The sequence below is a fragment of the Burkholderia sp. FW306-1C-G01B genome, from assembly GCF_058781685.1.
This window is the reverse complement of sequence record NZ_JBYSWZ010000004.1, coordinates 88404-110817: the sequence shown is the minus strand read 5'-3', so window position 1 is coordinate 110817 and position 22414 is coordinate 88404. Positions and strand designations below refer to the sequence as shown.

General features: G+C 69.2%; 16 protein-coding genes and 1 riboswitch. Of the genes, 8 read left to right on the top strand and 8 right to left on the bottom strand.

Annotated elements, in window-relative coordinates; translation table 11 throughout:
- Positions 1 to 16: 16 nt before the first annotated feature.
- Positions 17 to 1183, bottom strand: a complete 1167-nt coding sequence (locus AC3WLY_RS10015) for an EamA family transporter (RefSeq protein ID WP_492308579.1) — start codon at positions 1181 to 1183, stop codon at positions 17 to 19.
- Positions 1184 to 1744: 561 nt separating this feature from the next.
- Between AC3WLY_RS10015 and AC3WLY_RS10010 the strand changes: the two genes are divergently transcribed.
- The 3 genes from AC3WLY_RS10010 to AC3WLY_RS10000 all read left to right on the top strand — a co-directional run bounded on the left by AC3WLY_RS10010 (position 1745) and on the right by AC3WLY_RS10000 (position 4447).
- Positions 1745 to 2083, top strand: a complete 339-nt coding sequence (locus tag AC3WLY_RS10010) for a type II toxin-antitoxin system RelE/ParE family toxin (RefSeq protein ID WP_492308637.1) — start codon at positions 1745 to 1747, stop codon at positions 2081 to 2083.
- Positions 2080 to 2361, top strand: coding sequence for a helix-turn-helix domain-containing protein (locus AC3WLY_RS10005; RefSeq protein ID WP_059482238.1), 282 nt, complete (start codon positions 2080 to 2082; stop codon positions 2359 to 2361). Before AC3WLY_RS10010 ends, AC3WLY_RS10005 begins: the two co-directional genes overlap by 4 nt.
- Positions 2362 to 2725: 364 nt before the next feature.
- Positions 2726 to 4447 (top strand): methyl-accepting chemotaxis protein, encoded by a 1722-nt coding sequence (locus AC3WLY_RS10000; protein WP_492308580.1) that lies wholly within the window; start codon positions 2726 to 2728, stop codon positions 4445 to 4447.
- Positions 4448 to 4491: 44 nt separating this feature from the next.
- Here the strand turns inward: AC3WLY_RS10000 and AC3WLY_RS09995 are convergent, their stop codons facing one another.
- The 3 genes from AC3WLY_RS09995 to AC3WLY_RS09985 all read right to left on the bottom strand — a co-directional run bounded on the left by AC3WLY_RS09995 (position 4492) and on the right by AC3WLY_RS09985 (position 6366).
- Positions 4492 to 5280, bottom strand: a complete 789-nt coding sequence (locus AC3WLY_RS09995; protein ID WP_425132253.1) for a molybdopterin-dependent oxidoreductase — start codon at positions 5278 to 5280, stop codon at positions 4492 to 4494.
- 29 nt (positions 5281 to 5309) lie between these two features.
- Positions 5310 to 5942 (bottom strand): cytochrome b/b6 domain-containing protein, encoded by a 633-nt coding sequence (locus AC3WLY_RS09990; protein ID WP_034183182.1) that lies wholly within the window; start codon positions 5940 to 5942, stop codon positions 5310 to 5312.
- Between the two features lie 154 nt (positions 5943 to 6096).
- Complete coding sequence (locus AC3WLY_RS09985; protein ID WP_072435923.1) at positions 6097 to 6366, bottom strand: pentapeptide MXKDX repeat protein; 270 nt, start codon at positions 6364 to 6366, stop codon at positions 6097 to 6099.
- Positions 6367 to 6636: 270 nt separating this feature from the next.
- A riboswitch (TPP riboswitch) is annotated at positions 6637 to 6753 on the top strand.
- A 124-nt stretch (positions 6754 to 6877) separates the two neighbouring features.
- Here AC3WLY_RS09985 and thiC point away from each other — a divergent pair.
- From thiC to AC3WLY_RS09960, 5 genes are all read left to right on the top strand, one after another.
- Positions 6878 to 8809: a phosphomethylpyrimidine synthase ThiC gene (gene thiC, locus AC3WLY_RS09980; protein ID WP_072435924.1), complete on the top strand. Its 1932-nt coding sequence runs from the start codon at positions 6878 to 6880 to the stop codon at positions 8807 to 8809.
- 259 nt (positions 8810 to 9068) lie between these two features.
- Positions 9069 to 9281 (top strand): YMGG-like glycine zipper-containing protein, encoded by a 213-nt coding sequence (locus tag AC3WLY_RS09975; protein WP_034183179.1) that lies wholly within the window; start codon positions 9069 to 9071, stop codon positions 9279 to 9281.
- 206 nt (positions 9282 to 9487) lie between these two features.
- The gene (locus tag AC3WLY_RS09970) at positions 9488 to 9751 is read left to right on the top strand and encodes a hypothetical protein (protein ID WP_175962381.1); all 264 of its coding nucleotides are present in this window, start codon (positions 9488 to 9490) and stop codon (positions 9749 to 9751) included.
- Positions 9752 to 9900: 149 nt separating this feature from the next.
- Positions 9901 to 10827, top strand: a complete 927-nt coding sequence (locus tag AC3WLY_RS09965) for a DMT family transporter (protein ID WP_492308581.1) — start codon at positions 9901 to 9903, stop codon at positions 10825 to 10827.
- A 481-nt stretch (positions 10828 to 11308) separates the two neighbouring features.
- Positions 11309 to 12589: a sensor domain-containing phosphodiesterase gene (locus AC3WLY_RS09960; RefSeq protein WP_492308582.1), complete on the top strand. Its 1281-nt coding sequence runs from the start codon at positions 11309 to 11311 to the stop codon at positions 12587 to 12589.
- 70 nt (positions 12590 to 12659) lie between these two features.
- On the opposite strand, the gene arfB is transcribed toward AC3WLY_RS09960, so the two are convergent.
- Genes arfB through recC form a run of 4 tightly spaced genes read right to left on the bottom strand, consistent with a single transcriptional unit; the run spans position 12660 to position 22406 of the window.
- Positions 12660 to 13064, bottom strand: a complete 405-nt coding sequence (gene arfB / locus AC3WLY_RS09955) for an alternative ribosome rescue aminoacyl-tRNA hydrolase ArfB (protein ID WP_174380472.1) — start codon at positions 13062 to 13064, stop codon at positions 12660 to 12662.
- Positions 13061 to 15364 (bottom strand): AAA family ATPase, encoded by a 2304-nt coding sequence (locus tag AC3WLY_RS09950; protein ID WP_492308583.1) that lies wholly within the window; start codon positions 15362 to 15364, stop codon positions 13061 to 13063. The genes arfB and AC3WLY_RS09950 overlap by 4 nt, the downstream gene beginning before the upstream one ends.
- Positions 15361 to 19071: an exodeoxyribonuclease V subunit beta gene (gene recB, locus AC3WLY_RS09945; RefSeq protein WP_492308584.1), complete on the bottom strand. Its 3711-nt coding sequence runs from the start codon at positions 19069 to 19071 to the stop codon at positions 15361 to 15363. The genes AC3WLY_RS09950 and recB overlap by 4 nt, the downstream gene beginning before the upstream one ends.
- Entirely contained in the window at positions 19068 to 22406 is a 3339-nt protein-coding gene (gene recC, locus AC3WLY_RS09940; RefSeq protein WP_425133280.1) for an exodeoxyribonuclease V subunit gamma, read from the bottom strand. The genes recB and recC overlap by 4 nt, the downstream gene beginning before the upstream one ends.
- Positions 22407 to 22414: the final 8 nt, after the last annotated feature.

Genomic DNA, 22414 nt, shown 5'->3' with positions numbered 1-22414 from the left:
CCAGGCAGCGCCGGCGTCACGCGTCGGCTCGCGGCGCGGCCGGTTCGTCGGCGGGCGGCCGCGCAAACGCCTGCGCCGGCTCCATGACGACTGCCGGATCCATCACGGCAGCCGGCGTCGGTACCGCCAGCGGGACGGCGGAAGGCGCCAGGATGGGCGCCGCATTCGGCAACGTGATCTGATCGGGTGCGGACGCAACGTCCGCCGTCGACGCGGCCGCCACGACCGGCGAACCGACAGCCGCCGCGCGTGCCGCGGGCCGGCGCGCCGGATCGAACACGAACGACAGCCCGACGCTGCCGAGGATCGCGACCGTCGCGATCACGGTCGCCATCGTCACCGGTTCGCCAAGCAGCAGCGCACCGAGCGCGACCGCAACGATCGGGTTCACGTACATGCAGCTGCTCGCGATGATCGGGCTCGTATGGCGGATCAGGTAGCCGTACGCGACATACGCGGCCATCGTGCAGAACACCATCAGGTACAGAAACGCGAACACGGGTCCAACGGCCAGCTGCTCGACGCGTTCGCCGAGCAGCCAGGCGACGAGCGTCGACATCAGCCCGCCGAGGCCGATCTGCAGCGACGTGGACAAAAACAGGTCGGACGGCAGCTTGAGCCGCGTCGCGAGATGCGCGCCGCCCGCCCAGAACAGCGCGCCGGCCAGCACGCAGATCGTGCCGAGCGCCGAGTTCGCGGCCGCTGCGCCGCCCGAATTCAGCACGACGATGCCGACCATCCCGAGCGCGACCGCCGCCCACTCGCCCTTCGTCACCGGCCGCCCGGCCACCGCCGCGATCACGGTCGCGAACAGCGGCACCGTGGCCACCATCACCGCGGCCGAGCCGCTGCTGACCGTGCGCATCCCGAGCGCGATCGTGCCCGACGACAGCGCGACGAGCATCGTGCCGACGATCGCCGAGTTGCGGATCTCCAGCAGCGTCGGCCATTCGGGCTTGCGCCGCAGCGCGAAGATGAACAGGCCGATCCCGCCGAGCAGATTGCGCAACCCCGACAGCAGCAGCGGCGGGAACGACTGCAGCGCGAAATGCAGGCCGCTGTAGGTCGAACCCCAGACGAAATAGATGAACACGAGCGCCAGCGCGACGCGGCCGCCGCGGCTTTGCGGCAGGCGGATCGGGTGGCGGGCGAAGAAATCGAGGAGACGGTCGAGCGGCGTCATCGTTCAGCCTGCCCGCACGGCGCGCCGCGTGCTCCGCTGAAGGACGCCGGAAGGACCGGCAAACGGCCCGGACAGGACCAGGACGGCGGGAACGAACGTGCGGAACGACATGACGATGCGAACGGCGACGAAGTAAGCCGGCGAAGCCGGCGGCAGAGGGACGGAAAACGTGCGCCGCCGCTGCGGCGGCGCATGCTCGGCATTATGGCATCAAGGATTCGAAAGCAACTTCAGACCTGACTGAAAGGCAATCGACTGACGTTTCGGCGCGACAGTTTTTTCGGTCGCGACGCAACGTCGTCCGGCATCCCTGCGGCCGGAATCGCCACGTCCGGCGACCGGATGCGGGCGTCGAACCCGCCCCTCTCCTCTTCGGCCAACAACGCACTTTATCGACTGCGCCGAGGCTATCGTCACGATGCGGCGCGCTTGCGCGTCGCTCGCACGCACGCACGCACGCACGCTCGCACGCTCGCACGCCGATGCTGCCTCAGGACGGAGCGGCATTCATCCGACTCGTTCCACGCTTTCAATCAATACAAAATTTTATATAATTCACTCGTGCCGGCCCCCAGGCCCGTCGTCTTCCTCGGCAGCGCCCTCGACGACTTGCGTGCCTTTCCGTTGGCCGCGCGGCGCGACGCCGGTCACCAGATCGACCAGGTGCAGCGAGGCCAGACACCTGACGACTGGAAGCCGATGACCACGGTGGGCCGCGGCGCGCGCGAGATTCGCGTGCGCGATGCAAGCGGCGCATTCCGGATCATCTATGTCGCGATCTTCGCCGACACCGTATACGTGCTTCACTGCTTCCAGAAGAAAACGGAGCGAACCCGCCACGCAGATGTGGCATTGGCCACCCGGCGTTACCGCGACATGTTGATGGAGTTGAAGCGATGACCAAGCAACACTTTCCCAGCGTCTGGGACGCGATCGAGGACACCCCGGCGGAAGCCGAGAACATGAAGCTGCGTTCCGAACTGATGATGGCGCTCAAGCACCACATCACGCGGATGGAAATCAGCCAGGCACAGGCCGCGAAGCTGTTCGGCATCACACAGCCGCGCGTGTCCGACCTGATGCGCGGCAAGATCAACCTGTTCGGGCTCGACACCCTCGTCAACATGGCGACCGCCGCCGGCCTGCGCGTCGAAATGCACGTGCGCGAATCGGCTTGACGCGCGGCGCGCGCGTTCCGGGTCGACAGCTTACTCAATCGAACGTGCGCAAAGACATGACAGCGCGAACCGCGGCAGGGAGACGCAAATCCATACGCAACCTTTCCGACGGCACGCAGCCGGCGTCATGACATTACACACTTGAAAGTCGTTTAGAGCGTTTATGAAAGGCTGTTGACTGACGTTTGCTCACGACATCGAATATTTGATCCTGTTGGTTCACTTTTCCTAATGAACCGATTCGCGTTGCCGTATACCCGACCATCAATCCCGCCCACATGTTGGGATGTCAGCTCAATAATCTGACGAATGCGTCGATGCGGGCTCGGGAAGCAACAGGTTTTTTTCACATGGGTAGCTGGGTATGAACAAGCTGACAGGCACCATCAAGCTCAAGATCGCGATCGCATTCGGCGCTTGCGTGATCGTGATGATCGCAATCGGGCTGGAAGGAACACGGGGGCTCGCGACGCTGAGTTCCGCCATGAGTTCGATGTACACGGACAGCACGGTGCCGATCGAGGACCTCGCGAGCACCCAGGCGGGTGCGCTGCAGATGCGCCTGAACCTCGAGCGGCTGGTCGCAACGCGTGACGCGGCCGAGGTGAAGACCATCGTCGAGCGCATCCGCGAGCGCGAGAAAAAGGTGCTGACCGGGTGGAACGATTACTACCCGGCGAAGGTGACGGCCGCCGACGAGCGCAAGCTCGCGGACCGGATCGCCGGCCAGCTCGGCGATTTCCGCGCGCTCGCGTCGACCGCGCTCGGTGCGGTCGAATCGGGCAACGCCGACGCGACGGCGGCGGCGATCGACAAGCTCCGCCCCCTCGGCACCGCGCTCGCCGACAGCATCGACGAGGACATCGCAATCAACGCGAAGCAGGTCAAGGAAGTGGCCGACCAGGGCAACGACACGTTCCGCATGCTGCTGTGGGCGTCGTTCGGCACCGTCGCGATCGGCGTGGCCGCCGCGATCGGCGCATGGCAGTATCTGCAGCGTGCGATTTCGCAGCCCCTCGGCGCCGCGATGAACACCGCGCAGCGCATCGCCGAAGGCCACCTCGAGAACGCGATCGAGATCCGCTCGAACGACGAATTCGGCCGCCTGCTGGTCGCGCTGCGCCAGATGGACACGCAACTCGCGGGCATCGTGCGCGGGATCAAGGCGTCCAGCGAATCGATCTCGGTCGCGTCGAGCGAGATCTCGGCCGGCAACATGGACCTGTCGTCGCGCACCGAGGAACAGGCCGCGTCGCTCGAGGAAACCGCCGCGAGCATGGAAGAGCTGACCGCGACGGTCAAGCAGAACTCGGACAACGCGCGCCAGGCGACGACGCTCGCGACCAATGCGTCGGAGGTCGCCGACAACGGCAGCGAGGTCGTGCAGCGCATGCTCGTGACGATGACCGAAATCAGCGCGAGCTCGTCGAAGATCGCGGACATCACGGGGCTGATCGAAAGCATCGCATTCCAGACCAACATCCTCGCGCTGAACGCCGCGGTCGAGGCCGCGCGCGCCGGCGAACAGGGCCGCGGCTTCGCGGTCGTCGCGGGCGAGGTGCGCAGCCTCGCGCAGCGCGCGTCGAGCGCCGCGAAGGAAATCAAGGAGCTGATCCAGCGCTCGGTCGAGACAGTCCGCGACGGCTCGGCGCAGGCAGAAGCGGTCGGCCGCACGATGGGCGACGTGCAGCAGGCGATCCGCCGCGTCGCCGACATCAACGCGGAGATCTCGGCCGCGTCCGACGAGCAGAGCCGCGGGATCGAGCAGGTCAACATCGCGGTCGGCCAGATGGACGAAGTCACGCAGCAGAACGCGGCGCTCGTCGAACAGGCGTCCGCCGCCGCGCAATCGCTCGAACAGCAGGCCGGGCAGCAGAAGCACGCGATAGCGGTGTTCAAGCTCGCCGACAGCGGCGCGGCCGCACCGGCCACGGCAGTCAAGGCGCCCGCTACCGCGCCGCGTGCACCGGCTCCGCGCCCGGTCACGCGACGCGTCGTCACCCGCCCGGCTGCCGCACCCGCGGCTGCGTCAGCCGCACCGGCGCTTGCCACAGCAGGCAAAGCGGACGACTGGGAAACCTTCTGACCTGCGCAGGTGGCGCGCGGCACACGCCGTGCGCCGCGCGGCGCTCACGACCCGCCGAACCAGTTGTACCCCTGATCGACCCAGTAGCCGCCCGGAAACGTATCGGTCACGAAGATTTCCATGATGTGCTTCGGGTTCTTGTAGCCGAGCTTGGTCGGCATCCGCAGCTTCATCGGAAAACCGAATTCCGGCGGCAGCCGGCGGCCGTCGTAGTCGAACGCGAGCAGCGTCTGCGGATGCAGCGCGGTCGGCATGTCGATGCTCTCGTAGTAGTCGTCCGCGCACTTGAAGCCGACGTATTTCGCACGCGTGTCGGCGCCGGCGCGCGCGAGGAACGCGCCGAACGGCGTGCCGCCCCAGCGGCCGATCGCGCTCCACCCTTCCACGCAGATATGCCGCGTGATCTGCTCCGCGTGCGGCAGCGCATACAGCTCGTCGAGCGTCCACACGCGCTTGCCCGTCACGCGGCCGGACAGCACGAGCCGATACGTCGACGCATCGACGTGCGGCACGTCGTCGATCCCGTAGTACGCGTTGAACGGGAACGGCCGCGTGATGTCGGCTTCGGTGTAGGTCGGCGCGAGCCGGTCGGGGCTGAACAGCCAGGCCTGCACGCGATCGTTCATGCGCGACACTTTCTCGAGGAACGTGTTGACCGACGCATCGTCCTGCAGCGTGCAGCCGGTCAGCATCGTCAGCCCGCCGAGCGTCAGCACGCGCCGGTTGAAAAGCCGCCGCGACGGCATCTCGAGCTCGCGGCGCACGTCGAGTTCGAGCGACTTCCGGTCGAGGGTCCAGCGCGGCTGGCCGCGCCTGTTTTCGGATTCCGACATGATGATTTCCTTCGCCCGCGGCTCGCGGGTCAGCGGCCGCGCAGCATCGCGAGCAGCGAGCGCGGCACCAGCAGCGCCATTGCGACGTGTACGACAAAAAATGCGACGAGCAGCGACATCGCCCAGAAATGCACGACGCGCGCGTTGTCGTAACCGCCGAACAGCTCGCGCAACAGTGGGAACTGCACGGACTTCCAGATCGCGAGCCCCGACAGCACCAGCACGACGAGATCGACGATCGCGGTCAGGTACGCCGCGCGCTGCACCGCGTTGTAGACGCTCAGGTCGGCGTGCGACAACCGCCCGCCGAGCGCGGCGCGTACGTCGCGCCACACGGACGCCGGCGTGACGGGCAGCATCTTGCGCACAAGGCGCCCGGTCGCAAGCGACATCGCGAGGTAGAACAGCCCGTTGCCGACGAGCAGCCACATCGCCGCGAAATGCCATTGCAGCGCACCGCCGAGCCAGCCGCCGATCGTGATGCCGTGAGGAAACGTGAACGGCGGATAGATCGGCGACGCGTCGTAGATGCGCCAGCCGGACAGCGCCATCAGCACGGCCGCGAGCGCGTTGAGCCAGTGGCTCGCGCGCACCCACAGCGGATGGATCGGACGTGCGGGTGGCGTGGCGGCCGCGCGCCCGGTGGCGGGAACGGTTTGCATGATGAAAACTCCCGGAATGAGGCGACGGAGCGCGAGACGGGGCCGGAGACCGGCCACGCAACGCATGCGCTGACGCGCGGCGTGGCGCGTGCCCCGCGTGCCGTCCCGGCACGCAGCGGCGACACGCGCGTCGGCCGCGCTCCGTCCGTTTCCGTCAGTTCGACGGGGCCATCTTGTCGTCCGACTTCGGCTTGCCCATCGAGTCGTGCGACATCGCGTCCTTCTTCATCGCGTGCTTCTTCATGGCGCCCTTCTTCATCGCGCCGTCCTTGGCCATCGCGTCGTCCTTCGCCATCGCGTCGTGGCCCATCGCGTCCTTCGACATCGACGAACCTTCCTTCGACATCGCGTCGTTCTGCGCATACGCGCCCGTTGCGACCATGGCGAAACCGGCGACACAGGCTGCGATCAGTACTTTTTTCATGACATCTCTCCGAAACATGGGTTTGAGGAGCCGAATAGACGGAGGACGTCGCGGGAAATGACAGTCGTTTCGAAAATATTTTTTGAGGGGCTGCCAAAAGTGCCGCAATGCTGCACCGCGCCGTCGTTGTCAGCCGGGCTGCAGGGCCGTGCGGCGGTGTCATGCATCGCGTCTTGCGCGGCAGGCGCGCCGCCCGCAATGCTGCAACTGCACCGCGGCAACCGATCTGCCACCGGTTGAAACCGCCGCAAAGCCAGTGTATCGTGTGCGCTGCTAACGCGGGGGTCCTGCAATGCGCCCGGTCAACAAACCGGCATTGCGGGTGAGAAATACCCTTTGAACCTGATCTGGATAATGCCAGCGCAGGGAAGCGTACGGATTCCGCCGCCATCCTTCTGACGAAATCCGCCGCCTCACCAAGCCTCGTCTCCTGCTTAGCTCGAGCCCCACATTCGCCAAGGGCTCCGGGCAAGCGCCGAAGCGCCTGTCCGGCGCTCACACAGGAGATCGCATGAACGCCAATCCGAAGTTTCTGTCCGCCGACGCCCACGTCGATGCCGCTGCCGTCGCGCCGCTGCCGAATTCGCGGAAAGTCTATGTGACCGGCTCGCAGCCCGACATCCGCGTACCGATGCGCGAAATCACGCAGGCCGACACGCCGACCGGTTTCGGCGGCGAAAAGAATCCGCCGATCTACGTGTACGACACGTCGGGCCCCTACACCGATCCGGAAGCCAAGATCGACATCCGCGCGGGCCTGCCCGCGCTGCGCCAGCGCTGGATCGAAGCGCGCGGCGACACCGAAGTGCTCCCCGGCCTGTCGAGCCGATACGGCCTCGAGCGCGCGGCCGATCCGGCCACCGCCGACCTGCGTTTCCCGGGCCTGCACCGCAACCCGCGCCGCGCGCAGGCCGGCAAGAACGTCACGCAGATGCACTACGCGCGTCAGGGCATCATCACGCCGGAAATGGAATACATCGCGATCCGCGAGAACCAGCGTCGCGCCGAGTACATCGAGAGCCTGAAGTCGAGCGGCCCGAACGGCGCGAAGCTCGCCGCAATGATGGGGCGCCAGCATCCGGGCCAGGCGTTCGGCGCTGCCGCATTCGGCGCGAATGCGCTGGCCGAGATCACGCCCGAATTCGTGCGCGACGAAATCGCGCGCGGCCGCGCGATCATCCCCGCGAACATCAACCATCCGGAATCGGAGCCGATGATCATCGGCCGCAACTTCCTCGTGAAGATCAACGCGAACATCGGCAACTCGGCCGTCACGTCGTCGATCGGCGAGGAAGTCGACAAGATGACGTGGGCGATCCGCTGGGGCGGCGACACGGTGATGGACCTGTCGACCGGCAAGCACATCCATGAAACGCGCGAGTGGATCATCCGCAACAGCCCGGTGCCGATCGGCACCGTGCCGATCTACCAGGCACTCGAAAAGGTCAACGGCAAGGCCGAGGACCTGACCTGGGAAATCTTCCGCGACACGCTGATCGAACAGGCCGAGCAAGGCGTCGACTACTTCACGATCCACGCGGGCGTGCGCCTGCAGTACGTGCCGCTCACCGCGAACCGGATGACCGGCATCGTGTCGCGCGGCGGCTCGATCATGGCGAAGTGGTGCCTCGCGCATCACAAGGAAAGCTTCCTGTACGAACACTTCGAAGAGATCTGCGAGATCATGAAGGCGTACGACGTGAGCTTCTCGCTCGGCGACGGCCTGCGTCCCGGCTCGATCTACGACGCGAACGACGAAGCGCAGCTCGGCGAGCTGAAGACGCTCGGCGAACTCACGCAGATCGCGTGGAAGCACGACGTGCAGGTGATGATCGAAGGCCCCGGCCACGTGCCGATGCAGCTGATCAAGGAGAACATGGATCTCCAGCTCGACTGGTGCAAGGAAGCGCCGTTCTACACGCTCGGGCCGCTCACCACCGACATCGCACCGGGCTACGACCACATCACGTCGGGCATCGGCGCCGCGATGATCGGCTGGTTCGGCACCGCGATGCTGTGCTACGTGACGCCGAAGGAGCACCTCGGCCTGCCGAACAAGGACGACGTGAAGGAAGGCATCATCACGTACAAGCTCGCCGCGCACGCCGCCGACCTCGCCAAGGGTCACCCGGGCGCACAGGTGCGCGACAACGCGCTGTCGAAGGCGCGCTTCGAATTCCGCTGGGAAGACCAGTTCAACATCGGTCTCGATCCGGACAAGGCGCGCGAATTCCACGACGAAACGCTGCCGAAGGATTCGGCGAAGGTCGCGCACTTCTGCTCGATGTGCGGCCCGCACTTCTGCTCGATGAAGATCACGCAGGACGTGCGCGAATTTGCCGCGCAGCAGGGCGTGTCGGAAACCGAAGCGCTGAAGAAGGGGATGGAAGTGAAGGCGGTCGAGTTCGTCAAGACCGGCGCCGAGATCTATCACCGTCAATAAGCGAACGAGCGAACGCGGCGATCCGCACCGGAAACGCATCGCGATGCACGAAGCCCGCTTTCGAGCGGGCTTTTTTACGCATGTCGCGTGCTCTGCGCATGTCGCGTGCCTGCCGGCGCACGGAGAAACAAATGATTACGAAACCGCGCGAGGCTTAACAAGTCCTTACAGCAGCGGCGCGGGACGGCGCGTAGATTGAAAACATGCGTGGCCGCCCGCCGGTCGCGCGTCCTCCGTTCACAACCACAGGACAACGATCATGAAATCGATTCGGCGTATTGGGGTATGCGCGCTCCTCGTCGCAACGGTGACAAGCCTGTCGGCCTGCGATTCGATGACGAGACGCCAGCGCGACACGGCAATCGGTGCGGGTGTCGGCGGCGTCGCCGGCGCGGCGATCGGCGGCAACGCGCTGTCGACGCTGGGCGGCGCGGCGGCTGGCGGCATCATCGGCAACCAGATCGGCAAGTAAAACGGCTAGACGCCGTCTGCCAGACGCGGCGCAACATTTCAATCAGACGGCGTTTCCGCAGTGCGGAAGCGCCGTTTTCGCATGTGGCGCCGCAACACGGGCAGCAGCGATCCGGAAATGATCCGTTACCGTTTTGCACACCGTGTCATCGGCGCGCGGCCTAAGCTTAAGCATCTGCCGATTGCCGGCTCCGCCGGAGAGACATCATGAACAGGACCCTCGTCGCCGCGGCGCTCGCCTGCACGACGCTCGCCGGCTGCTACTACCCGTACGGCTATTATCCTGGCGGCTATTACACGGCGGCACCGGTGCAGCCGGCGCCCGTGTACGTCGAGCCGGGCCCCGCCTACTACTATCCGGCGCCTGCGTACGCGCCCGCTTACGGCCCGGCGTGGGGCGGCTATTGGGGACCGGCGCTGTCGCTCAATTTCGGTTTCGGCGGACGCGGCGGCGGCTGGCGCCATCACTGAACGGCAATACCGCCGGCAGCCGACCCTCCGCCCGCAACCGGCGGCATTCCCGTTTCTTGCCGTTTCTTGTCGTTTCATCGAATCGTGAAACGACGGCGTGGTAACGCGGTGTAAGATCCTCCGCATCCCGTCCCTCTCCCTCCCGATCGATGTCGCCCAAGAACGCCATTCTGCTGACCGTGCTCGCTGCCCTGTGGGGCGCGTCGTTCCTGTTCATCCGGATCGGCGTGATCGATTTCGGCGTCGCGCCGCTGATGGCGCTGCGCGTGGGCATCGGTGCGCTGTTTCTCACCGGCTTTGCGCTGACGCGCTTCAAACCCGCCGATCTCGGCGCGCGGCTGCGCCGTCATGCATGGCCATTGTTCGTCGTCGGCGCGCTGAACTCGGGCATACCGTTCTGCCTGTTCGCGTTCGCCGAACTGACGCTGTCGGCCGGCCTGACGTCGGTGATCAACGCGACGACGCCGCTGTGGGGCGCGCTCGTGGCCTACCTGTGGCTGAAGGACAAACTGTCGCTGCCGCGCGCGCTCGGCCTCGTGATCGGTTTTGCCGGCGTGATCACGCTCGTGTGGAACCAGATCGCGAATGCGCACGACGACACGGGCGCCGGCACGACGGCGCTTGCCGCCGCCGCGGCGCTCGGCGCGACACTGCTGTACGGCATCGCGGCCAATTACACGAAGCGCAAGCTCAGCGGCGTCGACCCGCTCGTCAACGCGACCGGCAGCATGATCGGCTCGACCGTCCTGCTGCTGCCGTTCGCGATCGCCACCTGGCCGGCCGCGTCGGTCGGCGCGCACGCATGGGGCGCCGTGCTCGGCCTCGGCATCGCATGCACGGGCATCGCGTATTTCATCTTCTTCTACCTGATCGCGCATGTCGGCCCCGCCCGCGCGATTACCGTGACGTTCGTGATCCCGGTATTCGGCCTGCTGTGGGGCGCGCTGTTCCTCGACGAACACGTGTCGGCCGTGATGATCGAAGGCTGCGCGATCGTGCTCGTCGGCACCGCGCTCGCGACCGGCGTGATCAAGCGGATTCCCGGTCTGGGGCCGCGTAGCGGCGAAGCGACCTGAGAATCAACGCGCACGCGCTGCCGACCGTCGTGCGGTGACCGCCGACGGCCGAGCGCAACCGGTTCCCCCGGCGCGCCGGCATTCATCCGACGGCAACGCCCGCCCGCGCGTGGGGCTGTCCGCCGCGGGTTTTCCCGCGCCGCCACGCACGCCATGCGGCCACGACGCACGGTCATGCCATCGCCCCATGCCACCGGATTGTCATGTGCTTGCGCGGCGCCCTTCGCTTCGTGGCGGTGATGCACTGCGCTCACTCGGGCGGCGCCGGTCATCGCTGCGCACTGCAATGGCCGCGGCCGCGTACCGCGTGCGTGTGGAGTTTCCCTGATACGCGCGGCGCCGCATTCCCGTTACACTCGGAACACTCATCCGCAGAAGGCGGTCACGATGCCCCACGTTCTTTCGCGTCCGCCTGCGCGTGCGACTGCTCCAGTGTGGCAACGCGCTGCCGCCCCGCCGCTTGCCCCTGGGCACCGTTGACATGAAGTCCGCCCACGACCTATCGCTCGACTCCTTGCTCGAACGCCTCACGCTGACGCCCGGCGGCTGGCTCGCCACCTATCGCACCACGACGCTGCGCAGCGTATTCCAGCCCGTGCTGTCGATCACGCACAAGCGCGTCGTCGGCTACGAGGCGCTGCTGCGCGTCGTCGACGCGAACGGTGCGCTGGTCTCGCCCACCGCCCTCCTCGACAAGACGCGCACAGATGCCGATGCGCTGCTGCTCGACCGGCTCGCGCGCTGCCTGCACACGGCCAATTTCGTCGCGCAGGGCATCGGCGACGGCTGGCTGTTCCTGAACGTGACGCCGCGCGTGCTCGATTCGGGCCTCGTACAGCGCGAGTTCGTCGAGGCGCTGTGCCGGCATTTCGGGTTGCCGCCGAACCGCGTCGTGCTGGAAGTCGTCGAACAGCCGTCGCGCGACGAAGCCGCGCTCGCCCGCACGATCGACATGATCCAGCATCGCGACTTCCTGATCGCGATCGACGATTTCGGCACGGGATTCTCGAATTTCGACCGCGTGTGGCGCGCGCGGCCCGACATCGTCAAGCTCGATCGCTCGCTCGTCGAGCGCTCGACCGGGTCGGCCGACGACCGCCGCATCATGCATCACCTCGTGTCGATGCTGCACCAGGCCGGCGCGATGGTGCTTGCCGAGGGCGTCGAAAGCGACGACGCGCTGCAGGCGCTGATGGAGGCCGACATCGATTTCGTGCAGGGTTTCCAGTTCGGCCAGCCCGACACATCGATCGCGCACGCGAGCGCAGCCGCACCCGCGATGCTCGACGCCGCGTGGCAGCGCTTCATCGCGCGCCGGCACACGCCGGCCGTCGCCGAGCAGCCGGGCTTCGACGCGATCGAGCGGCTCGTGCTCACCGGCGCGGCCGCGTTTTCCGCGAGCGGCAACCTGCAGGATGCCGCGCAACGCGTGTTCGCGGTGCCCGCCGCGCGCCGCGTGTTCGTCACCGACGAGATCGGCGAGCAGTTCCTGCCGTCGATCGGCGCGCCCCCCGACGACGGCCACTCGAGCGCCACCCGCCTGTCGCCGCTGTTCCCCGAAACCCACAGCAACTGGTCGCGGCGCCCGTACTTCCAGCGCGCGATCGCCGCGCCCGGGCGCGTCGCACTGATGGGCCCGCACTTCTCGCTGACGGAAGGCCGCGACTGCTATACGGCCGCCGTCGCGATCCGCGCGCAGAGCCGGCTCGTCGTGTTCTGCGTCGACTTCGTGCTCGACAGCGCGGGAACCGTGATGCGCTAGCCAGCCGGCGCGGCGGCGGGCGTTCGCCCGCGATGCCCGTCGAGCGTGCGGCCCTCCGGCCATCCATTCGTCAGTCGACCACCTTCCCCCTGCCCGACTTCACCGTGCTGCGGCGCGACTTGTGCTCGAGCCGCCGCTCCTTCGACGCGCGCGTCGGCCGGGTCGCGACCCGCGCACGCGGCGTGAACGCGACGCCGGCGATCAGCGTATCGAGCCGCGCGAGCGCGGCTTCGCGGTTCTTCTCCTGCGTGCGGTATTCCTGCGACTTGATCACGACGATGCCGTCGCGCGTGATGCGCTGGTCGGACAGCGCGAGGAGCCGCTCCTTGATGACGGGCGGCAGCGACGATGCGCGGATGTCGAAACGCAGGTGGATCGCGCTCGATACCTTGTTCACGTTCTGCCCGCCCGCGCCCTGCGCGCGCACGGCCGTCCACTCGACTTCGGCGGGATCGAGCGTATAGCGGATCATCATCGCGAAGCCTCCATGCGGTGCCGTGCGAGTGCCTCGTCGACGCGGGCCGCGAGCCCCGAATCGCGCTGCGTGCGCGTCGCGACCGCCTGCGCCAGCACGCGCCGCGGCCCGATCACCTGCACGCGCGTGCGTGCCCGCGTGACGGCGGTATAAACGAGCTCGCGCGTGAGCACGCGGCCGAACGATGCCGGCAGCACGAGCGCGGCTTCGTCGAATTCCGAGCCCTGCGATTTGTGGACCGTCAGCGCGAACGCGGTTTCGTGCGGCGGCAGCGCGGCCGGCGACACCGCGCGCGCGGTGCCGTCCGCGCGCCTGAACCACACGCGCAGCACACCGTGCGCATCGGGCAGCGCGATGCCGATGTCGCCGTTGAACAGCCCGAGCGCATAGTCGTTGCGCGTCACCATGATCGGCCGCCCGGTGAACCAGTGCGCACCGACCGCGAGCGGCACGCGCGCCGCATGCCGCACGTGCGCGGCCACGAGCGCGTTGACGTGCTCCGCGCCGCGCAAGCCGCTGCGGGTTGCGCACAGGATCCGGAACCGGTTGAGCGCGTCGAACAGCGGCAGCGGATCGGGCACCGGCGCGGCCAGCGCGTCGCGCAATGCATCGAGGTAGGCGCCGAATCGCCGTGCGAGCCGCTCGACCGTCGACGACGCGAGCGACTCGCCCGCATCGTCGTGGAACGACGCGGCGGCCGCGTCGTCCGCGGGCAGCGCATCGAGCGCGGCCTGCACGTCGCCGCGGCGGATCGCGAGCGACAGCCGCCCGATCGGCGAATCGAGGCCGAAGCGGTAATTGCGTTCGAGCCACACGACGCAGTCGGCGAGCGGCGCCGGTGCGGACGTGGCGGGCGACGCAGCGGCTACGCCGGGCAATGTCGACGTGACCGACGCAAGCGCCGCGTCGCCTGCGTCGAACGGCGGCAGCTCGACGGCATCGAGCCACGCGAGTTCGTCGGCCTCGATCCATGCGGGGGCGTTGCCCGCATCGCCGATATCGCCGGCATCGGTCAATGCCGGACCGGCGGACGGAGATGGCGCGACGTCGGCCGCGGCAACCGCGTCGTCCTGCGGTTCGTCGTCGAACAGCGACGCCTGTCGCGCATCGGCGCGCGGACGCGACGCGCGTTTTCGTGAAGCAGCGGCGGATACCGAAGCGGAAGCCTGGGCCGGGGCCTGTGTAGCAGCGGAAACCGGATTCGCAGCAGGCACAGTCTCCGCCGCTTCGTCCGGCACCGGCAACGCCGCGACGAACGCCGCCTCGTCGATACCGAGCGCCTGCGCGATGCGCGTGCGCGCCGCGGCGGTAAACGCCGGCCGCGCGCTCAGCTCCGCGAACACGGCGCCCGCCTCGACCGCGGCCAGTTGATCCTTGTCCCCGAGCAGCACGAGCCGCGCGCCCGGCGCGAGCGCGTCGAGCAGGTGCGCGGCAAGCGCGACGTCGATCATCGACGCCTCGTCGACGACGATCAGGTCGTACGGCAGCGGATTGTCGCGATGGTGCCGGAAGCCGGCCGCCCCGCCGCCGCCCAGCAGGCGATGCAGCGTGTACGACGTGTCGGGCAGGCGCGCCGCGAGCTCGGGCGGCAGGTCGCCGGCCCGCGCATGCAGCGCTTCCTGCATCCGCTGCGCGGCCTTGCCGGTCGGTGCGGCCAGCGCGATGCGCAGCCCCGGGTGCGCATCGAGCAGACAGGCCAGCACGCCGACGACGGTCGTCGTCTTGCCGGTGCCGGGGCCGCCGCTGACGATCGTTACGCGGCCCGTCAGCGCGACGATCGCCGCGACGCGCTGCCAGTCGACTTCGCCGGTCGCGGGCCCGAAGTAACGCGCGAGGTTGTCGCGCAACCGTTCGGGCGACAGCCCGTCGTCCGGCACCGCGACGCCGGCCTGCGCAACCAGCGCATCGGCCAGCCGCCGTTCGTAATCGAAATAGCGCGACAGGTACAGGTGGTCGTGCCGATCGACGATCAGCGGCCGCTCGTCGCCGCGCGCGAGCGTGCCGAACGCGACCACGCCGCTCGCGGCGAGCGCCGCGCGGATGTCGTCGAGCGGCTCTTCGTAGCGCTGCGCGAGCGCGCCGAGCGCGACGCATACGTGGCCGCCCGCGGTCGCGCGGCTCGTCGCGAACGCGGCGCGCGCCGCCCAGCGCGCGGCCGCAGCCGGCGCACCGGCGCGCCGCGCGAGGTCGCCGATACGGCGCGCGAAGCCTTCCGCGAGCGCGATGCCGAAGTCGGCGGGCTCGGGCAGCCGCGCGACGAGGCCGCCGGTAAACTCGAGCGTGTCGTCGGATGCATTCATGCGCGGCCCCCTTCCATCATCCGGTCGAGTGCGTCGACGAGCGCGCGTTCGGGCCGCCGCGCATGCACGCCGGCCGGCTGGCCGCCGCTGCGCCAGTCAGGCCGCACGCCGCGCACGAACAGGTACAGGTAGCCCGCGATATACGTGTCGTAGTCGTAATCGGGCAGCCGCCCGCGCAGGTAGCGATGCAGTGCGACCGTGTAGAGCAGCGCCTGCAGGTGATACGCGTGATCGGCCATCGCAACGTCGAGCGCGTGCGGGCCGTAGGCGTCCGGCGTCGTGCCGAGATGGTTCGACTTCCAGTCGACGATCCAGAAGCGGCCGTCGTGTTCGACGATCATGTCGATGAAACCCTTGATGAATCCGGCGAGCATGCCCGCCTCCAGTGCAACGTCCGGGTAGCCGTGCGCGACCAGCAGCCGGCGCAGCGCCGTCAGGTCGAGCGACGGTGCCGGAAACAGGAAGCCCATTTCGTCGAGCCGCTTCGCGGGATCGAGATCGGCGAGCCGCATGCCCGGCACGAGCTCGGTGCGCACCACATCGTCGACGAGCCGCACCATCATCGCCGGCAGGCGCGTCGCGAGTTCGGGCTCGGCCTCGACCGGCCGGTCGTGCAGCGCGCCGAGCGCGGCCTTGTGCCACGACTCGGGCTCCGTGAAACGGCTGAGTTCGAACAGACGGTGCAGGCACTCGCCCGCCGCCGCGCCGCGCGGGAACACGAGGATGTCGTCGTCCGGCGGTTCGGGCGCAGCCGGATTGGCCAATATGAACTCGCCGTCCGGCATCGCCGCGGCAAGCGCATCGTGATCGGGCCGCAGCTCGTCGTCGGGCACGACCGCGACGCCGGCCTCCTCGCGCGCCATCGACGCGGTCAGCGAACTGAAGCTCGCCATCCGCCACGCATCGCGCAGCACGCGCGTCGCATGGCGCGCCGCGAGCGTCTGCGACGCGTCGTGCCCGGCCGCGAGACGCTCGCGGCGCGCGGGCACCGGCAGCGGCGCGACGCTCACGGGGCCGCCCGCGAGCGCAAGCCACGCGGCATCGAGCGCCGCTTCGTCGGGCGGCTCGTCGAGCCACGCGTCGAACGACTGGCCGGCACCGGCGACGAGCCAGTTGAGCACGCTGCGCCGCGCTTCGCGCGTCGAGCGCGACGACTGGTACGGCCCGGCGACGACATAGCAGCGATAGACCGCGCGCGTGAGCGCCACGTAGACGAGCCGCGCGCGTTCCGCGGCCTGCTCGCGCATCGCCTGCCGCGCCGCGTGCGCGGCCGCCTCGTCGTCGCAGCCGTAATGCAGCACCGCGTCGCCCGCGTCGTCGTGATATTCGCGCGCATCGGGCAGCGCGGACGAAGGCGGCTCGCGCAGCCCGCCGTCGTTCAGGAACGGACAGAACACGATCGCGTATTCAAGGCCCTTCGACTTGTGCACGGTCACGATCTGTACAAGGTTGCGATCGGATTCGAGACGCAACTGCGCTTCCTCGCCGCCGCCGTCGAGCCGTTGCGCGGCGAGCCAGCGCAGCGTCGGCGCGATGCCCGGCTGCGCGGATGCCCGTGCCTGCGTCAGTTCGGCCAGGTGGTTGATGTCGGTCACGCGGCGTTCGCCGTCCGCGCCGGCCATCAGCCGCTCGGCGATCCGCAGCTCGCGCGCGAACGTGCGCCACATCACCGCGAAACCGCGCTCGCGCCACAGCAGCCGATACCGCGAGAAACGTTCGACCCAGCTCATCGCGTCGGCACTGTCGGCCGCGGACGCTTCGTGCGACGCATCGCCGTCGCCCTGTTCCATCCGCCACAGCGCGCCGGCATCGAGGCCGAACCAGTCGGCCGCGAGCGCCGAACGCAGACGCCGCAGGTCGCCCGGCGCATCGATCGCCGCCAGCACGCGTTCGAGCTGCTCGGCGTCGCCGGTCGAGAACACCGAGGCCTGCGCCAGTTCGACGCTGCCGATGCCCCACGTGGCGAGCACGCGCTTCACGAGGCTGCCCTGCCGGTGCGTCTGCACGAGCACCGCGATGTTGCCCGGCGACAGCGGCGTGTCGCCCAGCCGCACGTGCCCTTCGCGCGCGCCGCGCATCAGCCGCGCGATCTCGGCCGCGCAAGCCTGGGCGGCCTGCGCCTGCGCATCGCGCTTGAGCAGCGTGCCTTCGCCGCCCGGCAGCGCCCAGACCCGGAAATCGCCGGCCGGGCCCGGATCGGTTTCGTCGACGAACGGCGCACGCACGCGCGTGCCGGCACGCACCGCGTAATAGTCGAGCCCGTCGAGCACGAACGCGCGCGGATTCGACATGAAGAAGCGGTTGCACGCATCGACGATCGCGGGCGTCGAGCGCTGGTTGACCGCCAGCGTGTAGCACGCGCTCGCGCTCGCGCGCGCCGCAAGATAGGTATGCAGATCGGCCGCGCGAAAGCTGTAGATCGCCTGCTTCGGATCGCCGACGAGGAACAGCGGCCCGCCCGGCGCGAAGATCCGGTTGAAGATCGCGAACTGCAGCGGGTCGGTATCCTGGAACTCGTCGATCAGCGCGGCCGGATAGCGCGCGCGCAGCGTGTCGGCGAGCCACGGATGCGCATGCAGCGCGTGATACAGGTTCGCGAGCAGATCGTCGAACGACACGACGCGCCGCGTACGCTTGCGCTCGGCCAACTCGCCGGGCGCCATGTCGAGCCATTCGGCGATCAGCGCGAGCCAGCGCGCGCGCTGCGTTGCCTCGGCTGCCGCCACGGCCGCTTCGAGCGCGTCGGCCACGTCGAAGAACGCGTGTTCGGGCGTCGCGCCGCCTTTTTTCGTCGCTTTCACGAGCGCGGTGCGCGTGAGCTTCAGTGCGGCCTTCGGCAGCGCGGCCGTCGCGTCGCCCTGCGCGAAATGCGCGGCCCATGCGTCGAGCGCATCGGCAACCGCATCGGGCTTGTGCGAGCGCTGGTTGAGCGCGGGCTGCGTGGTGCGCAGCAACGCATCGATCGCGTCGCGTTCGGCCGCCCACATCCGCGCCGCCTCGGCGAAGCATTCGGCCGCGGCGCCCTCGGCCGATTCGTCCGGCTCGGTCACGCCGTCCCAGCGCAGCGCGGCGAGCGGCTTTTTCAGCCGGCGCGCGAGCTGCGCATCGAGCGCGGCCGGGCCGGCGCCCGATTCGACGAGCCAGGTCGCGAAGCCCGGCCAGCGCGCGGCCGCCGGTTCGACGCGCGTGCGCCAGAAGTCCGCCGCGAGTTCGAAGCGCAGCGACGCATCGTCGGTCTCCATGTCGAACGCGAACGGCATCGCGGCCGCGAACGGCGCTTCCTGCAGCGCGCGCTGGCAGAACGCATGGATCGTGTGGATCGCGGCCTGATCGAACGCGCGCAGTGCGCGCCGGATCCGCTTCGCGGCTGTCTCGGGGTCGAGCGCGCCGTCTTCGCCGAGCGTGGTGTCGAGCAGGCGCACGATGAACGGATCGCCGCCGTCGTCGCCCGTATCGAGCGCGTGCGCGAGCTGCGCGAGCCGGCCGCGAATCCGCTCGTGCAGCTCGGCCGTCGCCGCCTTCGTGAAGGTCACGACGAGGATTTCGTCCGCGCCGAGATCCTTTTCGAGCAGCAGGCGCACGTACAGCGCGCAGATGTTCCAGGTCTTGCCGGTGCCGGCCGACGCCTCGATCTGGTTGACGCCGTCGAGCGGGCACGCGAACACATCGAGTTCGAGCGCCGGCTGCGGCTGCGACACGGCGCTCATGCGACCTCCTTCAGATGTTCGACGAGCGGCTCGAACACGAGCCGCGCGAGCGTGCCGAACGGCTCGTCGAGCGACGCGTGCGCGCCGCGCCACGCGATCGCGATGGCCGGATCGTCGGCTTCGCTCACGACGCGCTCGTTGATCCAGACGCTCGCGGCCTTGGCTTCGCCGTCGGACACCCTCGCCCACGCACTGCGCGGGAAAAACCGCAGCGGCATGCGCCGCCCTGCGCGAAACAGCGCGGCAAGCGGCGCGAGCCGTTCGAGCGGCGCCGCGACGGGCGTCAGCTCGAACGCACCGCCGCTGCCGAACCACAGCGTGCGGCGCGGGCCGCCCGGTTCGACCGCGCAGTAGACGAGATGCGCGAGCCACGCGGACAGGTAGTCGCGCGCGCTCGACCGTGCATAGCGGTAGATGATCTGCCCGGCCGGCGTCAGCCGGTTCAGCGTGCCGTGCAGTTCGAGCGGTGCGCTGACCGCGTCGCCCGACAGCATCGCGTCGTCGGCGCCGAACAGCGCCTGTTCCGTATCGGGCCACGCGGGCACGATGACGAGCGAAAACGGCCGCCTCTCGATGCCGTCGGCCAGCGCACGGCGCACGTTCGACGCAAGCTGAGTCATCGAGCCGAGCGCCTGGTCGCGCCACACGGCGCCCGTCGCGCCGCCCGGCAACTCGGGGCTCGCGTCCGCAATGCGCAGCGCATGATCGTGCGCGGCCCCATCATCCGATTCGATCAGGAGCGGCAGTACACGCTCGGCGAGCGCATCGCTGCCGGCGAAGTCGAGCGCGAACGGCTCGGTGTCGAGCAATTCGGCCTGCGCATCGGCGAGCACGATGCCGAGACGTGCGCGCAACAGCGCCCGCGCGGGATGCCGCCAGAAGCGTTCGAATTCGCTGAACGCGACGGGCTCGACCGGTTCGGCCGGCAGCGGCTGCGCGAAGAACGGCAGTTCGCGCGAGCCGTCGCGCGACGCGTCGGCGGCCAGCAGCGACGCAAGCGTCGCGCGCTCGGCGTCATAGGAAACGAGCCCGCTGCCGGGCTGGAAATACGCGGCCGCGAACGGTTGCAGCGGATGCTCGACGATGAACGCGCGCCGCGCGGCATCGACCGCGTCCGGCGCCGCGTCGGGCCCGGCCGTGACGAGCGCGAGATGGTCGAGCAGTTCGTCGACGAGTGCCGCGGGCGGCAACGGCGCGTTGTCGCGAATGCTGCGGCCCGTGTACGCGATCAGCAGCCGATCGCGTGCAGCGAGCAGCAGGTCGAGAAACAGGTTGCGCTCGTCGTCGCGGCGCTGTCGGTCGCCGAGCTTCGGCAACACGGCCATCAGGTCGAACTCGTCCGCGCGCGAGAGGCTCGGCAGCACGCCGTCGTCCATCCCGAGCAGGCAGACGACGCGGTACGGCAGGCCGCGCAGGCTCGTCAGCGACGAGAACGTGACGCCGCCCCACGGCACCCCGCCGCGCGCCGGATCGTCGAGCGCCGCTGCAAGCCCCGCGCGGACGACGGCCGCCGGCAGCGCCTCGTCGGGCGCGCCCTCCGTCATCGCGGCCAGCATCGCGTCGAGCGCGTCGCGCACGCCCGCGAGCGCATCCGCATACGCGGCGCCCGAATCGAAGAAGCGCGCCAGCGTGTCGGCGAACAGCTCGCTCCAGCCGCGCGGCGTGTGCGATTCGGCGAGCCGCCGCGCGAAGCCGTCGAGATCGTCGGTGAAACGCGCGAGCCGGCCGAGCAGTTCGGCCTCGCTGCCCGTGGCCGCCTCGATCGGCAGCCACGCGCCGACCGGCGCCGCGCCTTCGGGCATCGCATAGCCGAGAAAGAGCCGCGCGAGTGCGTCGGAGAACGTATGGCGCGGCGCAGGCACGGCCGCGTCGTCGCTCGCACGCGGCGACAGCCCGCGCCGCGCGCCGGCGGCCGCGAGCCAGGTCTGCACCGTCTCGAGCGCGGCCGCATCGATGCCGTAGCGCGCAGCCACCGCATCGACGCGCAGCCATTCGACCAGCTCCGGCGCGCCGACCTGCCGCTCCGGCAGCGCGAGCCAGTCGAGCAGCACGCGCGCGACCGGGTTTGCCTGCGACGGCGGCAGGCCGGTGATCCGGTAAGGCACGCGCGCGCCGCCGGCGCCGGCCGTGCCGAATACCGCATCGATCAGCGGCCCGGCCGCCGCGAGATCGGCCACCGCGACGAGCACGTCGGACGGCTGCAGGCTCGCGTCGGCATCGAACCACGCGAGCAGCCGGTCGTGCAGCACCTCGAGCTGGCGCGCGAGGCTGTGGCACACGTGCACCTCGATCCCGCGTTCGGCCGGCGCATCGCCGGCATCGGCCTCCGGCTGAAGCTCGAGGATCGCGTTCTGCACGCGCGCGAGCCACGTCGGCGCGGGATTCTCGACGAAACGCGACGCATCGCCCGACGCGGCGCTTTCAGTCAGCTCATGCAGCATGTGCAGTTGCGCCTGCGTCTGCCGGCCCCACTCGGCGAGCAGCGGATGGCCGACTTCCTGGTAGTCGAGCCGGCCGGCCGCATCGAGCGCCTCGGCATGCGCGGCGGTCACGATGTCGAACCAGAATTCGCGGCACGGGTTCAGCGCGTAGACGCGCACGTCGATCCAGCGCGACAGCTCGCGCAGCAGCGCGACGTGCAGCGGCGGCATCGTCGGCAGTGCGAACACGCTGACCGATTCCGGCCAGTCGGCACGCGCGACGGCATCGGCATCGAGATGGCGCGCGTCGACCAGGAAGCGGTGCGCGGGCGGCGTGCCGCTGTCGCTCAGTTCCGCGAGCAGCGCGCGCCACAGCGCGGCCTGCCAGCGCTCGTCGTCGCGCGCGGCGTCGCCGATCCCGCGCGGCGCGCCGTCGCCCGCGAGCACCGACTCGCCGGCCTGCCATGCGGCCAGCCATTCGGGGCGATAGGTCAGGTAATGATCGAGCACGGCCGCGACGCGATGCGCGAGCTCGTAGCGCATCGCGTCGTCGGAGGCGGACAGATACGCGGCGAGCCGCGGCGACGCGAGCCACGGCGCGCCGTCGGCCGCCTGCGCGAACAGCCGGTAGCAGCGCCACACGAGACGGTCGGGCGCGAACGGCGAACGCGCGGGCACCGTCAGCACGCGGCCAATCTGTGCCCACAGCCATTGCGCGAGATACGTGAACTCGACGTTCGCGCACACGCCGTTGCGCGCGGCGATGTCGAGCTCGAGGCGGCGGCGCAGCGCCGCGCTCGGCACGATGACCTGCTGCGGCGCCCACGGGCCGTTGCGGGCCGGAAACGCGGCCAGATCCTCGAGCAGCGCGTCGGCCAGCGTTTCGTGACGATTCGAATAGAAGAGATGGAGCATGAGGCGGG